Origin of the sequence: Polynucleobacter nymphae (assembly GCF_018882155.1) — a bacterium.
Lineage (GTDB): Bacteria > Pseudomonadota > Gammaproteobacteria > Burkholderiales > Burkholderiaceae > Polynucleobacter > Polynucleobacter nymphae.
The window spans coordinates 172,494-187,897 of record NZ_JACVPA010000001.1 but is presented as its reverse complement, the minus strand read 5'-3'; the positions used below and the strand labels follow the sequence as shown (position 1 = coordinate 187,897).

Genomic DNA, 15,404 nt, shown 5'->3' with positions numbered 1-15,404 from the left:
TTATTTAATTACAACAGGCACCCGCGGAGCTACAGCACAAAGTAGTTCGTAGCCTATGGTGTCACTCATTTTCGCAACATCGTCCACAGGCACTCTGTCACCCCAAAGCTCGACGGCGCTACCAATTTTTGCATGGGGTACATTGCGCAGATCAATACTTAACATGTCCATCGATACGCGGCCAACAATTGGGCAAATTGTGCCGCCATCGTTACTACCATCACTCACCCAAACTGGTGTGCCATCTCTTGCATGGCGTGGATATCCATCGGCATAACCACAAGCCACAACACCAACTCTCATTTTTTCAGGCGCTTCAAAACGTCCACCATAGCCAACGCGATCACCTTTTTCTAATAGCTGTATATCAATGATTTCACTTTTCAGTTGCATAACCGCTTTTAAATGTGCGTTCTTAATATCTGCATATAGTCCTGTGGGCGATGCTCCATAAAGCATGATCCCAGGTCTTACCCAATCGCCAAGGGCATTGCGATGCCACAAAATCGCTGCAGAATTACCTAAGGATGTTGGAGCATCTAAACCCTCAATCGTGTCATTAAATAATTCTATTTGACTACCTACTGTTGGCAGACGATCTACTTGATCCGCGTTTGCAAAATGCGTCATGTGATGCATTTTGTTTCCGGCAGCATGTAGACGATGGAATGCAGTTCTATAGGCCTCAGGTTTAAAACCTAAGCGATTCATGCCAGAATTCATTTTTAGAAAAATATTAAACGGCTTATGGGCTTTGTATTTTTCATGCCAATCTACCTGAGCCTCGCAATGGACAACCAAATCACAAGACAATTCTGCGGCTAGAGACAATTCATTTTCATGAAATAACCCTTCCAAAAGTAGGATTCGACCTTGCCAACCTTCCTCTCTCAAGCGCAGTGCATTTTGTATATTTAGTAGCGCAAAACCATCTGTAGAAGCTAAACCTTTTAACGCCGCCTCAAAAGTATGACCATAAGCTCTAGACTTCACAACAGACCAAATTTTCGATTCTGGCGCGAGCTCTCGAACTCTGTTTAAATTATGTCGAAAGGCATCAGTGTGAATAGATGCCAAAATTGGCCTATTTATCATGCCATTAGCTGCAGCGCCCATATTCACCCCTCCTTTCGTGTTTTAATTGCTTCAATGACTAGATTGTACGAATGAACCGTAGTTTTTACACCATTATGGCGGCGCAATTTTTTTCGTCGCTTGCCGATAACGCTTTGCTGATTGCAGCAATTGCTCTCCTGGCCCAGCTACACGCTCCCGCCTGGATGACCCCTTTACTCAAATTGTTCTTCGTATTGTCCTATGTGCTGCTAGCAGCCTTTGTTGGCGCCTTTGCGGACTCCCGCCCCAAGGGAAATGTCATGTTTATCACCAATACGATCAAGTTTGTAGGTTGTGTAGTGATGCTATTTGGTAGTCACCCATTGCTATCCTATGCCATTGTGGGCCTTGGGGCTGCCGCTTACTCTCCAGCCAAATATGGCATTTTGACTGAATTACTCCCCCCAGAAAAACTGGTAGCTGCCAATGGCTGGATTGAAGGCCTTACCGTGGGCTCAATCATTTTGGGTACTGTATTAGGTGGTGTCCTGATTAGCAATACAGTATCTGGAAGTCTTTTGGCATTTGATATGCCAAGTGTAGATACAGGTATTGATACTCCCGCAGAATCTGCCATCCTCGTCATTATGATGATTTATATCGTGGCCGCGATGATCAATCTAAAGATTCCAGATACTGGGGCCCGCTATGTTTCCCAAAAAGCAAACCCTATCGAACTGATCAAAGACTTTTCTGTTTGCTTTAAGACCCTATGGAACGACCGCTTAGGACAAATCTCATTGGCAGTGACTACTTTATTTTGGGGTGCTGGCGCTACTTTGCAATTTATCGTGATTAAGTGGGCCCAAGTTTCTTTGCATATGAATTTATCCCAAGGCGCAATTTTGCAAGCTATATCAGCCGTCGGCGTGGCTGGTGGGGCCATTTGGGCTGCTTCACGTGTGCCACTCCGCAACTCACTCAATGTACTTCCTTATGGCATCGCCATGGGCCTGGTGGTATGTGTCATGGCCGTCTACAACTCCAATATGCTGCCAGACATAACTATCATGACCATAGGCAAGATGGAAGTCAGTCTGAATTTATTGCCTGCCTATTTCTTACTCATTGTTGTGGGTTGGCTTGCAGGTTATTTTGTCGTGCCGATGAATGCCTTACTACAGCACCGTGGTCACGTTCTGATGTCTGCTGGTCACTCTATTGCAGTTCAAAACTTTAATGAAAATATTTCAGTTTTAATGATGCTGGCAATCTATTCCCTACTGATCTGGTTTGATGTATCAGTACCTTATGTCATCATTGGTTTTGGCTTAACCGTCAGCTGCATCATGTGGCTTGTGATTAAGCGTCATGCTCGGAACCAGGCTGAATATGACTCTATGCACCTGATCGGTGAGCATAAGCAGCACTGATTAGCGGCAGATCAGATATTTTGTAGCACTGACTTTGCTAACAACAGATCCTGCCAAAGTAAGGCCTTATCCTTTGGCTTAGTAAGTAACTGAGCCAAATCAAATGAAGCAATCACCGGAATTTCTTCATCAGAGCCATTATTTAAGGCCAGAATAGTTTCACGTAATTGCGGTAATGAATCCTTCTCACCAGTAATTTTTTGAGCAATAGAGCCGCCAAAGGCAAGTGCCACAACTGGCAAACCATCCTCTGGAACATGCAACTGATTTAAATCATCACCAGCATTTTTCCAAGACCACTCTTGTGGGCCCAAACCTAGTGATCGAATCAGGCCCTGAAAAAGAATCTGGGTATTGCCTTGTGGCGGAGATCCAAAGAACCACCAATGCCCCTGAGATATTTTTTCAACAGCTGGTGGGGCCTCTATAACGGTTTGGGCAGAATGCGGTGCCTGCACACCATCCCTGGTGGACCACTCGGTGATGCCCATTTCTTTTAAGAAAGCAGAATGTGTATTACTCATGCCCCTAGCTTAATCGATTTAGCCATCACTAGCGCATCTTCCCTAGTTCCTAATTGGGGATCAGCTGGGTAGTAGTTTTTGCGTATGCCAATTTGCTCATATCCAAGCTTTTGGTACAAAGTGACTGCAGCAATATTCGACGGTCTGACTTCTAGAATAATTCTAGGCATATTTTGCTGGACAGCAACGCCTTCGATCGCAGTCATCATTCTGGAGGCCAAGCCTAGCTTACGCAACTTTGGCGATACCGTGAGATTGAGTAAATGCAATTCATCAACAGCAGGAAAGAGAATGCAATAGGCCCATAAGACAGCAGGATCTAAATAAGAGCCTTTGATCGCTTGATCCACTTGTGGGCGAATGCAGTATGCCCAGTGCCCTGCCGCCAAAGAATCTGAAAAGTTTCCTTTGCTCCAAGGGTGTAAATGCGATACCGCTTCTATTTCTAAAACAGCATCTAAATCTGCAGCTTGCATCGGCAGAAAAGAGAGTTCAGCAATGCTTTCAGACATTACTTCAAGGCCTCAAGACGCTCTTGCGTGGTCAGCGCTACCTTGTCACGCACGTAAAGTGGCTCAAGCTCGCGGACATGGATTTGTCTACCTTCTTTGAGCCTTTGCACAGCGCAATCTAAGACACCTAAGGCGGTCAAATGGATTTGCGCATCAAGCGCTGCAGATGGAAGTATTGTGTTGGTAAATAATCGATCGCCATAGACTACTAGAGCGCTCCCTGCCAGAAATTGATTATCTGTGAGCTCTAATTCTTCTGGTTTTGATAAATGAATATTGCCAATGCGCTTTGCCAGCTCTTGATTCTGTCCTGGAGCCTCATACTTAGCCCAGTAAATTTCATCCATACGCGCATCGATCGCAATCACAAAATGACTCGGCTTGGCATTTTTGAAATGAGTTGTTTTAATCAATTGCGCTGCAACGGCGTCGAGACTAGCAACTGGCAAGATGGGTAGGTCACAAGAAATCGCTAAACCTTGTACTGCCGCTACACCCAGTCTAACGCCAGTAAATGCGCCCGGACCAATGCCAATAGCAATCGCATCAAGTTCGTTTAACTTGATATTTGCTTCTTCTAAAAGGGTCTCTACCCAAGGTAAAAGCAATTGGCTAGCGCCAGCCGATACCAACTCATGTCGGAGGATTGGTGCTTGATCACCTAAAGATAAAGCCACCGAACACCAAGCTGTTGAGGTGTCGATGGCTAATATGCGCGTCAATGTGAACTCTTTTTATTTATATTGAAAACCTAAATTATGAACCCAATTCTGCAATGACTTCAGGAGGAGCTTGTACAAGCTCAATTAAGACGCCTTCTCCACCAATAGGGAACTCATCATTGCCTTTGGGATGTACAAAAGTAATGTCAAATCCAGCCGCCCCTTTACGTATTCCACCAGGAGCAAAACGCAGGCCATTTGTAGATAACCACTCAACTGCCTTTGGCAGGTCGTCTACCCATAAACCGATGTGATTTAAAGGGGTTTGATGGACTGCTGGCTTCTTTTCAATATCCAAGGGCTGCATCAGATCCACCTCAATAGCGTTCGTCCCTTTGCCGATCGCGCAAATATCTTCATCTACATTTTCGCGTTCAGATACAAAAGTGCTCTTGTATTCAAAGCCCAGCATATCAACCCATAACTTCTTCAGGCGATCTTTGCTTTCACCACCAATAGCAATTTGCTGAATACCTAAAATTTTAAATGGCTTAGCTGACATCACCCCTCCTTATTCAAAGCGCATGATGAGCTGATCAACTGCTAAGCTATCACCCTCTTTAGCGCAAATCTCTGACACCACACCATCTTGTATTGCAGAAATCGTATTTTCCATTTTCATGGCTTCAATGGATGCCAGTTTCTGACCAGCAGTTACATTCTCGCCAGCCTTAACAGCCACTTTCGTCAATAATCCAGGCATCGGTGACATGACCAACTTGGATGTATCGGGGGGAAGCTTCACTGGCATACGGCGCTGCAGTTCAGCGCCTAAGGGGCTAAGAACCATACATTCAAAGTGAGTGCCATCAAGAGCAAGCAGGTGTCGCACGCCGCGGCGCTCAACTTGTGCGGTCACTTTCTGCGTGCCATTAATGGTGGCATGAAGACAAATTTGTCCCGGACGCCAATTACTCACAATGTCATAGCGACTAATACCATCAGCTTCATCGATATAAACAGAATAAACACCATCCTTTAATTCAACCCGAACAGGCACTTCAATAGGATCATTCATAGATCCTGATTTTTTACCAGTGACTACTACAAACTTCTTCGCAATGATCATTTCATGGCCAGCTAACTGACCATCAATCATTTTGATGTGCTCTAGATAGCGATAGCGCATAAATGCAGCTAGCGCTGCTAAGCGCTTCGGATCATCTGGCTGTACGGAATCTTTTTTAAAGCCCTCTGGATACTCTTGTGCAATAAAACCGGTTGTGAAATCCCCGCTAACGAACCGGGGATGCTGTAATAAGGCTGCCTGGAAAGGAATATTGGAATGAATACCGCGAATAACAAAGTCATTCAGAGCCGCGCGCATTTTCTCAATTGCTTCTGTACGATCCTTGCCGTGAACAATCAACTTTGCAATCATGGAGTCGTAATACATTGGAATCTCGCCACCCTCGTATACGCCAGTATCGACACGCACACCGTTTATAGACTCTGGTGGACGGTACTTCACTAATCGACCGGTAGAAGGCAAAAAATTTCGGAAGGGATCATCTGCATTAATGCGACACTCCATGGACCAGCCATCCGATTTCACATCTTCTTGTTTAAAGGCAAGCTTTTCTCCAGCAGCAACCCGAATCATTTGCTCAACTAGATCAAGGCCAGTAATCGCTTCTGTGACTGGATGCTCAACCTGCAAGCGCGTGTTCATCTCAAGAAAGTAAAAAGACTTATCTTTACCAACTACGAATTCCACAGTACCCGCAGATTGGTAATTCACCGCTTTAGCCAAAGCAACTGCTTGCTTACCCATGGCTTTGCGGGTTGCGGGGTCAATGAATGGTGATGGCGCCTCTTCAATCACCTTCTGATGTCTGCGCTGAATTGAACAATCACGCTCATTCAAATACACCACGTTGCCATGTGAATCACCTAAGACTTGAATTTCAATATGGCGCGGACCTTCAACAAATTTCTCAATGAAGATACGATCATCACCAAAGCTATTCATCGCTTCAGTCTTACAAGCAGCAAAGCCTTCGGCAGCCTCTTTGTTATTACATGCAACACGTAGGCCTTTACCGCCACCGCCAGCTGATGCTTTAATCATGACTGGGTAGCCAATACCTTGCGCAATCTTGACTGCTTCATCAGTAGTAGCAATCGCCTCATTGTGACCAGGGATTGTATTGACCTTAGCCTCTATTGCTAGTTTCTTAGAGGCAATTTTGTCGCCCATAGCAGCAATGGATTGGTATTTGGGTCCAATAAAGACAATGCCCTCTTCTTCACAACGCCTAGCGAACTCTTCATTCTCAGATAAAAATCCATAGCCTGGATGCACTGCTTGCGCACCAGTATCTTTGCAAGCTTGAATGATCCGATCGATCACAAGATAAGATTCTCGTGAAGGCGCAGGTCCAATGCAAACGGCCTCATCCGCTAACTGCACATGGCGCGCTTCCTTGTCGGCTTCTGAGTAAACGGCAACCGTCTTAATGCCTATTTTCTTGGCAGTGCTCATTACACGGCATGCAATCTCACCCCGGTTAGCAATTAATATTTTCTTAAACATTTTCGTAGTCATGATTTGTCAGCGCCTTTACAGGGGAATATTGCCGTGTTTACGCGCAGGATTCTTCAAGTCTTTATCTTTCAACATAGCCAAGGAGCGAGCGATACGCTTGCGTGTTTCATGCGGCAGAATCACATCATCAATATAGCCACGACGTCCTGCCACAAATGGGTTTGCAAACTTAGCCTTGTATTCAGCTTCACGGGCTGTAATTTTCTCTGGATCCGATTTTTCTTCACGGAAAATAATTTCTACGGCACCTTTAGGGCCCATCACAGCAATTTCTGCAGATGGCCAAGCAAAGTTCACGTCACCGCGCAAATGCTTGGATGCCATCACATCATAGGCACCGCCATAGGCCTTGCGGGTAATCAGCGTCACTTTAGGCACGGTGCAATCTGCGTAGGCATACAGTAATTTGGCGCCATGTTTAATGATGCCGCCGTACTCTTGGGCAGTACCTGGCATAAAGCCTGGAACATCTACCAAAGTAACCACCGGGATATTAAAAGCATCACAGAAACGGACAAAACGCGCTGCCTTAATGGAGGCCTTGATATCTAAGCAACCAGCCAATACCAAAGGCTGATTGGCAACAATGCCGATAGAGCGACCTTCCATGCGCGCAAAGCCAATCACAATGTTTTTGGCATAGTCAGGCTGTAGCTCAAAGAATTCTCCATCATCTGCGATCTTGCCAATCAACTCTTTCATGTCATAAGGTTGATTGGGATTGGATGGAACTAATGTATCTAATGAAAAATCAGGCTCTTCAGTTCGATTAGCACCTTTAATGAGTGGTGGCTTTTCTCGATTCGAGAGTGGGAGATAGTTAAAGAAACGGCGCAGCATCATGATTGCGTCAACATCATTATCGAATGCCAAATCACAAACACCAGAAACGGTTGAGTGCGTGACTGCACCACCCAACTCTTCTGAGGTGACATCCTCATGCGTCACCGTCTTTACCACTTCTGGACCGGTGACAAACATATAAGAACTGTCTTTAACCATGAAGATGAAATCGGTTAGCGCTGGCGAATACACAGCTCCACCTGCACAAGGCCCCATGATTAAGGAGATCTGCGGAATCACCCCCGAAGCGGTCACGTTACGTTGAAAAATCTCGGCATAACCACCTAAAGAAGCCACACCCTCTTGAATGCGCGCGCCACCAGAGTCATTTAAGCCAATCACAGGCGCACCTACCTTCAGAGCCTGATCCATGATCTTGCAAATCTTTTCAGCATGGGCTTCCGACAAAGAGCCGCCTAACACAGTGAAATCTTGTGAAAAAACAAACACGAGGCGACCATTAATCATGCCGTAACCAGTGACCACACCATCACCTGGAACCGTTTGATCTGCCATTCCAAAATCATGGCAACGGTGCTCAACAAACATGTCCCACTCTTCGAAGGTTCCAGCGTCGAGCAGGAGTTCAATGCGCTCACGGGCAGTAAGCTTGCCCTTCGCATGCTGAGCGGCAATACGCTTTTGCCCACCACCTAATCGGGCTAGCTCGCGCTTGGCTTCCAGCTGTTGAATGATTTCCTTCATTTCCTGCTCCTTAGAAAAATTCATGCCCCATGGACTCTAGTAAGCGTCTTGCCGCCACTGAAGCTGCCATAGTTCCTTGGTTTACCTCTGCAATTAAGATTGGTAAGAGCTCTTGAACTGCTGCATTGTTCTGAAAAGCAGTCTTTAGGCCTGTATCAATGCGATCCCACATCCATGCGCCTGCTTGTTGCTTCCGGCGGCTCTCAAATTTGCCATTGGCTCTTTGCAGCTTTTCAAAATGGGTGACTTTGTCCCAGAGCGCTGGCACACCTCTACCTTCAAGTGCGCTTAAGGTCATTACTGTGGGATGCCAAAACTCTTGATCGTGCGAAGCATGATCTGGATTTCCCTGAAAGCCGAGCAAGCGCAAAGAACTTGTAATGAACAGTTGGGCACGCATTGCTGCATCTGGATCAATATCGACTTTGTTGATGGCGATCAGATCGGCAATTTCCATCACCCCCTTTTTGATAGCCTGTAGATCATCTCCAGCATTGGGCAACTGCATTAACAAAAACATATCCGTCATGCCAGCAACCGCAATTTCGCTTTGGCCAACACCAACTGTCTCAACAATGATGACATCAAAACCTGCCGCCTCTGCAACTAGCATGGCTTCACGGGTTTTCTCTGCGACACCACCGAGCGTTCCAGAGGATGGGCTAGGCCTAATAAAAGCATCCTCTAACACTGAGAGACGCTCCATGCGAGTTTTATCCCCCAGAATGGATCCACCAGACAAACTGGAAGATGGATCAATCGCCATCACAGCAACCCGATGACCTTTTTCAATCAGGTACAGACCAAGGACTTCAATGAGCGTCGACTTACCAACACCTGGAACTCCTGAGATGCCTAAACGAAATGAATTACCAGACTTTGGTAAGAGCGTATTAAGCACTTCATCCGCACGCTTGCGGTGATCTAGGCGAGTAGATTCAAGCAAGGTAATGATCTTTGCTAAAGCACGTCGCTGTTTAAGCGAGGGTGCGCTAGTGAGGTCACTCACTAAGATCTGATCAGCGGCTTCAAGCATGCAATGGGATCCGAGTTAGGCAGGTTTGACTGATTTACGAATTTGTTCAAGTACATCCTTGGCCGAAGCCGGGATGGGAGTGCCTGGGCCATAAATGCCTTTGACACCTGCTTCGTACAGAAACTCGTAGTCTTGTCTTGGAATCACACCACCCACAAAGACGATGATGTCATCAGAGCCTTGTTTTTTGAGCTCCGCAATGATGGCTGGGACGAGTGTCTTATGACCTGCTGCTAAGGTAGAGACACCTAAGGCATGGACATCGTTCTCAATCGCTTGGCGCGCGCACTCTTCAGGGGTTTGGAACAAAGGACCAATATCGACGTCAAAACCCAAGTCTGCATAGGCAGTTGCAACTACCTTGGCGCCACGATCATGTCCGTCTTGACCTAGCTTGGCGATCATCACACGCGGGCGACGACCAAAATCTTTCGCAAAGTCGGCGATTTCTACTTTAAGTTTTTCCCAGCCCTCGGCTGAGTCATAGGCAGCTGCATACACTCCGGTCACCTTTTGAGTATCGGCGCGATGGCGCCCGTAAATTTTCTCCAATGCGTCAGACACTTCACCAACAGTTGCACGTAAACGAATGGCATTGATAGCCAGTTCCAATAAGTTCCCTGTATTGTCATGCGCGGCTTTTGTTAATACCTCTAATGCAGCTTCTACTTTTTTGCTATCACGCTTTGCTCTGATTTCTTTTAAGAGCGCAACTTGACCTTCACGAACGCGATCGTTATCAATCATTAAGACATCAACGAGATCCTCTTTATCGAGTTTGTATTTATTGACACCGACAATGACATCAGTGCCAGAGTCAATCTTGGCTTGTTTCTCAGCAGCAGAAGCCTCAATCTTCAATTTAGCCCAACCACTTTCAACCGCCTTAGTCATGCCACCCATGGCATCAACTTCTTGAATAATTTCCCAAGCCTTATCTGCCATCTCTTGCGTGAGGCTCTCCATCATGTAAGAACCAGCCCAAGGATCAATCACGCTAGTAATATGCGTTTCTTCCTGAAGAATTAACTGGGTATTTCGGGCAATGCGGCTTGAAAATTCCGATGGCAATGCAATCGCCTCATCAAATGAGTTGGTATGCAAGGATTGAGTCCCACCAAACACAGCCGCCATTGCTTCAACTGTCGTTCTCACGACATTGTTGTAGGGATCTTGCTCGGTTAAGGACCAGCCTGATGTTTGGCAATGGGTCCGTAGCATCAAAGACTTTGGATTCTTTGGCTCAAAAGACTTCATGATGCGCCACCACAATAATCTTGCAGCACGTAATTTGGCGACCTCTAAGTAGAAGTTCATACCAATCGCGAAAAAGAATGACAAACGACCTGCAAAGCCATCAATATCCAATCCTTTGGCCAGCGCTGTTTTGACATACTCCTTGCCATCGGCCAACGTAAAAGCAAGTTCTAAAACTTGATTGGCACCAGCTTCTTGCATGTGATAACCCGAAATCGAAATCGAGTTAAATTTAGGCATGTGCTTGGCAGTGTATTCAATGATGTCGCCAATAATGCGCATCGAAGGTTCTGGCGGGTAGATATAAGTATTGCGCACCATGAACTCTTTCAGAATGTCGTTCTGAATCGTTCCAGATAACTGCTCTTGCTTCACGCCTTGCTCTTCGCCAGCAACGATATAGCCTGCTAGCACTGGCAACACAGCGCCATTCATGGTCATCGAAACAGAAACTTTGTCCAATGGAATACCATCAAACAAGATCTTCATATCTTCTACAGAATCAATTGCAACGCCCGCTTTGCCAACGTCACCCGTAACACGAGGATGGTCTGAGTCATAACCACGGTGCGTAGCTAAGTCAAATGCAACAGAGACGCCTTGACCACCAGCGTCTAATGCTTTGCGATAAAACGCATTGGATTCTTGCGCAGTTGAAAAACCAGCGTATTGACGCAGCGTCCAAGGACGAACTGAATACATGGTTGCTTGAGGACCGCGTATATAGGGCTCGAATCCTGGCAAGGTATTCGTGTAATTTAAGTCTCGTATATCTGCAGCCGTATAAAGCGCCTTAATGTGAATACCATCCGGAGTATTCCAGCCCAGCTTATCGGGATTGCCATTTGGCGCTGATTTCTGCGCAGACTTATTCCAAGCATCCAAATTGGATTCTGGAACCTCAGGCCATAAACTCGCTGATGGTCGTTTCTTTTCTGAACTCACAAAGCACTCCTAGTCATTTTTGCTGCATTGCATCCAATATCTCTAATTCTGCTTGACTATTTGTCATTTGTCCAGTTATCATGTATACATAATTATGAATACAAAATTGAACAATAGGCCACTATATGAGGATGTAGCTGATAGGCTGCGGGAGCAGATATTTGGCAAACAATTGGCTCCTGGAAGCTGGTTAGATGAGCAATCTCTAGCAGCTCAGTTTGGTATCAGCAGAACGCCAATGCGTGAAGCCATTAAGGCACTGGCCTCAGAGGGTCTTGTGACGATGAAGATGCGTCGAGGGGCCTATGTTACAGAGGTCAATCGTGCTGATTTAGAGCAAATTTATACGGTGTTATCGCTGCTTGAAAGCAAAGCAGCCAGGGAGTCGGCTACTAAAGCGACCGAAGAGCAGCTCAATCTCTTAGATCACCTCCACCATCGACTAGAAACTGCGGCTGCCGACCGAAATATCGAACAATTCTTTGAAATAAACAGTAAGTTTCATGAGCTGATTCAAGAAATTGCCGGTAACCGTTGGATGAATGGCGTTATTACTGATTTAAGGAAAGTGCTCAAATTACACCGTAAAGACTCTTTAATGAGTACAGGCAGACTACAAAGCTCCCTTCTTGAGCACCGTGAGATTCTTCGGGCACTCCTAAAGCGGGATGAAGTAGCAGCTGAGGCAGCAATGCACAAGCACTTTACACGCAGCTTAGAAGCTATCAGATAGTATTAAATACTTATAAATAACAATGGCTTAGAAGATTATTCTAAGCCATTGCTTTACCTAATAATGCCAGGATTATTTCTTAATGACAAAGTTTCCAGGTAAGGAAGCCAGGTAAGCAGCAATGTCCTGCATATCTGCATCCGAGAATGCTTGTACTTGTGACCCCATGATGGCGTTATTGCGACCATATTGCGGGTTGCTACCGCCTACTTTGTAGGCTTTTAATGCGTAATACAGATAGTCAGCATATTGGCCTGCAAGTTTTGGATAAACCGGCAAGATTGGAGCATTGAGCCCGGCGCCATGGCAGGAAGCGCAATTAGCCTTCTCTACAAGTGCCTTGCCTTTATCTGCATTAGCAGCATTAGCGACATTCACCAGGCCAATACTAGAAAGCAAAACTGCGGTAATTAGTGCAAATTTCATAAACACGCCTCTATTACTTCAATGGGTTGTTAGGTGAGCTGGCTGTTTGCGCAGCATAGTATTCGCCAAGGTCGGCCATGTCTTGATCAGAAAGGCTGCCAGCAATAGCGCGCATTGATGGGTGCTTTCTCTCGCCTTTCTTATAGGCAGCTAATGCACTCGCAATGTAGGCTGCATTCTGGCCGCCTAACATTGGGACTTTATAAACCAAGGGATAGTCGGAACGGTAATCAGGAATAGAGTGGCAACCAACACAAAGCCATACCTTGGCATTTGCAGCTGCAGCGCTTCCCTTTACTTCATCGGCTTGGACAGCGAAACCAGCGAGTGCTAAACCAGCAGCAAGTAGGAATTGAGGAAGAATTGTTATTTTTTTCATAGGAATCAGTATTCATCAGCTGGATTTAAATCAACCTGCAGAATTATAGCGGACAGACACCCCTTTTAAGCATTTTTTAGGCATTTGAGCGCTCAAAATGGTGAGAAATGCTGAAAGATATGCGCCCTTTACCTATACTAGAAAGCCTAATTAACTAAGAAATTTTCGGGTAACCAAGATGAGCAAATCCGGCAACCAATCCAAAAACCGCTTTGACGGAAGCGCTTGCTATGTTGCTTCTGACGATCTGAAATTGGCTGTAAATGCTGCAATGTCATTGCAGCGCCCGCTTTTAATTAAAGGCGAACCTGGTACAGGAAAAACAATGCTTGCAGAAGAAGTTGCCGCAGCACTCAATATGCCTCTCTTGCAGTGGCATATCAAATCCACTACCAAAGCCCAACAAGGCTTATATGAATATGACGCCGTAAGTCGCCTGCGCGATTCTCAATTGGGCGATGAGAAAGTCAACGACATACGTAACTACATTATTAAAGGTGTCTTATGGCAAGCCTTTGAAGCGGATGAACCTACCGTCCTTCTCATTGATGAAATTGATAAGGCTGATATTGAGTTCCCCAATGATTTATTGCGTGAAATCGATCGGATGGAATTTTATGTCTATGAAACACGCGAACTCATTAAAGCTAAACACAGGCCTTTGGTAATCATCACATCCAATAATGAAAAAGAACTTCCAGATGCATTTTTGCGCCGCTGCTTTTTTCACTATATCGCCTTCCCTGACACCGATACGATGCAGCGGATTGTGGATGTGCACCACCCCAAGATCAAACAGGATCTTTTGGATGCAGCTCTGAAGTCCTTTTATCAAATACGCTCTCTGCCTGGCCTGAAGAAAAAGCCGTCTACCTCTGAGTTAATCGATTGGCTCAAGCTCTTACTAGCCGAAGATATTTCTCCAGAAGCACTTTATAGCCAAGATGAAAAAATAGTAGTACCCCCTCTGCATGGCGCATTACTGAAAAATGAACAAGACGTTCATCTTTTTGAGCGCCTGGTGATGATGAATCGCAATCATCGCTAAACAATAAAGCATCAATATGTTGATTCAATTCTTCTTGCAACTGAAAGAAGCTAAAGTGCCAGTTTCAGTAAGAGAATTTTTAACTCTTTTGGAAGCGCTAAAAACTGGCGTTATCAACCCTTCTATCAATGAGTTCTATCAACTTTCCAGAATGACCTTAGTGAAAGATGAGCAGCACTTTGATCGCTTTGATCAGGTCTTTGGCTCTTATTTTTCAGGGGTGGAGCAAATCATTGCGATGTCACCCGATATTCCACTAGATTGGCTGGAGCAGAAATTACAACGCGTACTCACCGATGAAGAGAAAGCAGCTCTCCAAAAATTAGGGGGTCCTGAGGCCTTAAAAAAACGCCTTGAGGAACTTTTAAAGGAGCAGAAGGAGTGGCATGGTGGCGGCAAGAAGTGGGTTGGTGCTGGCGGATCTTCGCCCTTTGGGCATAGCGGCTACCACCCCGAAGGTATTCGCATTGGTGGTGAAAGCGCCGGGAATCGCACCGCTATCAAAGTCTGGGAAGCACGAGAGTTCAAAGACTACGACAGCGATTTGGCATTAGGCACTCGCAATATCAAGGTGGCATTACGCCGCTTACGCCGCTTTGCTCGCGAAGGATCGAACCTAGAGTTAGATTTAGATAAAACCATTCACTTTACAGCGGCTAATGCAGGAATGTTGGATATTCAAATGCGACCTGAGCGTCACAACAATGTCAAAGTATTGCTCTTAATGGATGTTGGCGGCTCTATGGACGACCACATTCTGCGTATTGGTGAATTATTTTCCGCAGCTAAAGCAGAATTTAAGCATTTAGAGCACTACTATTTTCATAATTGTGTTTATGAATATCTCTGGCAAAGTAATCGGCGTAGACGAGATCAAGTTACCCCAACTCAAGACATCATTAATAAATATGGGCCTGACTATAAGCTCATTTTTGTTGGTGATGCCACTATGTCCCCTTATGAAATCTATAGTCCTAACGGCTCGGTTGAGTACAACAATAAAGAAGCTGGTGCCGTTTGGATCAATCGCCTCTTGGACCATTTTCCCCATTTCGCCTGGCTCAATCCTGAGCCTGAATCTGTCTGGCAATATCGTCAATCGATTGACATCATGAGAGACTTACTAAAGGATCATATGTATCCGGTAACGATGAATGGTCTAGAAAGTGCGATGCGTCAACTTTCCAAGTAAGATTGTTTAACCAACAAAATTCATTTACTTCATTACAGACACATA

The 15,404-nt window shown here is 45.5% G+C and carries 15 protein-coding genes; 4 read left to right on the top strand and 11 right to left on the bottom strand.

What is annotated here, in order from left to right; all coding sequences use genetic code 11:
- Nucleotides 1–1,116, bottom strand: coding sequence for an alanine racemase (alr, locus tag ICN29_RS00950; protein WP_216861461.1), 1,116 nt, complete (start codon nucleotides 1,114–1,116; stop codon nucleotides 1–3).
- Nucleotides 1,117–1,166: 50 nt separating this feature from the next.
- On the opposite strand from alr, the gene lplT reads away from it, so the two are divergent.
- Nucleotides 1,167–2,489 carry a lysophospholipid transporter LplT gene (gene lplT, locus ICN29_RS00945; protein WP_216128829.1) on the top strand — a complete coding sequence of 441 codons (1,323 nt, stop codon included), beginning with the start codon at nucleotides 1,167–1,169 and terminating at the stop codon, nucleotides 2,487–2,489.
- A gap of 11 nt (nucleotides 2,490–2,500) precedes the next feature.
- Here the strand turns inward: lplT and ICN29_RS00940 are convergent, their stop codons facing one another.
- Genes ICN29_RS00940 through scpA form a run of 8 tightly spaced genes read right to left on the bottom strand, consistent with a single transcriptional unit; the run spans nucleotide 2,501 to nucleotide 11,581 of the window.
- Nucleotides 2,501–3,013: a uracil-DNA glycosylase family protein gene (locus tag ICN29_RS00940; protein ID WP_216128827.1), complete on the bottom strand. Its 513-nt coding sequence runs from the start codon at nucleotides 3,011–3,013 to the stop codon at nucleotides 2,501–2,503.
- On the bottom strand, nucleotides 3,010–3,525 hold the full coding sequence (gene rimI, locus ICN29_RS00935; RefSeq protein WP_216128825.1) for a ribosomal protein S18-alanine N-acetyltransferase: 516 nt from the start codon (nucleotides 3,523–3,525) through the stop codon (nucleotides 3,010–3,012). The genes ICN29_RS00940 and rimI overlap by 4 nt, the downstream gene beginning before the upstream one ends.
- Nucleotides 3,525–4,247 (bottom strand): tRNA (adenosine(37)-N6)-threonylcarbamoyltransferase complex dimerization subunit type 1 TsaB, encoded by a 723-nt coding sequence (gene tsaB / locus ICN29_RS00930; RefSeq protein ID WP_216861460.1) that lies wholly within the window; start codon nucleotides 4,245–4,247, stop codon nucleotides 3,525–3,527. Before tsaB ends, rimI begins: the two co-directional genes overlap by 1 nt.
- A 34-nt stretch (nucleotides 4,248–4,281) precedes the next feature.
- Nucleotides 4,282–4,749: a VOC family protein gene (locus ICN29_RS00925; RefSeq protein ID WP_216128823.1), complete on the bottom strand. Its 468-nt coding sequence runs from the start codon at nucleotides 4,747–4,749 to the stop codon at nucleotides 4,282–4,284.
- Between the two features lie 9 nt (nucleotides 4,750–4,758).
- Nucleotides 4,759–6,783: an acetyl-CoA carboxylase biotin carboxylase subunit gene (accC, locus tag ICN29_RS00920; RefSeq protein ID WP_216131857.1), complete on the bottom strand. Its 2,025-nt coding sequence runs from the start codon at nucleotides 6,781–6,783 to the stop codon at nucleotides 4,759–4,761.
- Between the two features lie 27 nt (nucleotides 6,784–6,810).
- Nucleotides 6,811–8,343 carry an acyl-CoA carboxylase subunit beta gene (locus ICN29_RS00915; protein ID WP_216128821.1) on the bottom strand — a complete coding sequence of 511 codons (1,533 nt, stop codon included), beginning with the start codon at nucleotides 8,341–8,343 and terminating at the stop codon, nucleotides 6,811–6,813.
- Between the two features lie 10 nt (nucleotides 8,344–8,353).
- A complete protein-coding gene (gene meaB / locus ICN29_RS00910; RefSeq protein WP_216128819.1) occupies nucleotides 8,354–9,379 on the bottom strand; it encodes a methylmalonyl Co-A mutase-associated GTPase MeaB in 1,026 nt (341 codons plus the stop codon).
- 15 nt (nucleotides 9,380–9,394) lie between these two features.
- Entirely contained in the window at nucleotides 9,395–11,581 is a 2,187-nt protein-coding gene (gene scpA / locus ICN29_RS00905) for a methylmalonyl-CoA mutase (protein ID WP_369411613.1), read from the bottom strand.
- Nucleotides 11,582–11,675: 94 nt separating this feature from the next.
- On the opposite strand from scpA, the gene ICN29_RS00900 reads away from it, so the two are divergent.
- Nucleotides 11,676–12,314 carry a GntR family transcriptional regulator gene (locus ICN29_RS00900; protein WP_216128817.1) on the top strand — a complete coding sequence of 213 codons (639 nt, stop codon included), beginning with the start codon at nucleotides 11,676–11,678 and terminating at the stop codon, nucleotides 12,312–12,314.
- Nucleotides 12,315–12,386: 72 nt separating this feature from the next.
- On the opposite strand, the gene ICN29_RS00895 is transcribed toward ICN29_RS00900, so the two are convergent.
- Both ICN29_RS00895 and ICN29_RS00890 read right to left on the bottom strand, forming a co-directional pair.
- Nucleotides 12,387–12,740 carry a c-type cytochrome gene (locus ICN29_RS00895; RefSeq protein ID WP_216128816.1) on the bottom strand — a complete coding sequence of 118 codons (354 nt, stop codon included), beginning with the start codon at nucleotides 12,738–12,740 and terminating at the stop codon, nucleotides 12,387–12,389.
- Nucleotides 12,741–12,753: 13 nt separating this feature from the next.
- Nucleotides 12,754–13,119 carry a c-type cytochrome gene (locus ICN29_RS00890; protein ID WP_216128813.1) on the bottom strand — a complete coding sequence of 122 codons (366 nt, stop codon included), beginning with the start codon at nucleotides 13,117–13,119 and terminating at the stop codon, nucleotides 12,754–12,756.
- A gap of 178 nt (nucleotides 13,120–13,297) precedes the next feature.
- Between ICN29_RS00890 and ICN29_RS00885 the strand changes: the two genes are divergently transcribed.
- Together ICN29_RS00885 and ICN29_RS00880 are read left to right on the top strand one after the other, a co-directional pair.
- The gene (locus ICN29_RS00885) at nucleotides 13,298–14,167 is read left to right on the top strand and encodes an AAA family ATPase (RefSeq protein WP_216128811.1); all 870 of its coding nucleotides are present in this window, start codon (nucleotides 13,298–13,300) and stop codon (nucleotides 14,165–14,167) included.
- Nucleotides 14,168–14,183: 16 nt separating this feature from the next.
- Nucleotides 14,184–15,359 carry a vWA domain-containing protein gene (locus tag ICN29_RS00880; RefSeq protein ID WP_216128809.1) on the top strand — a complete coding sequence of 392 codons (1,176 nt, stop codon included), beginning with the start codon at nucleotides 14,184–14,186 and terminating at the stop codon, nucleotides 15,357–15,359.
- Nucleotides 15,360–15,404 lie beyond the last annotated feature (45 nt).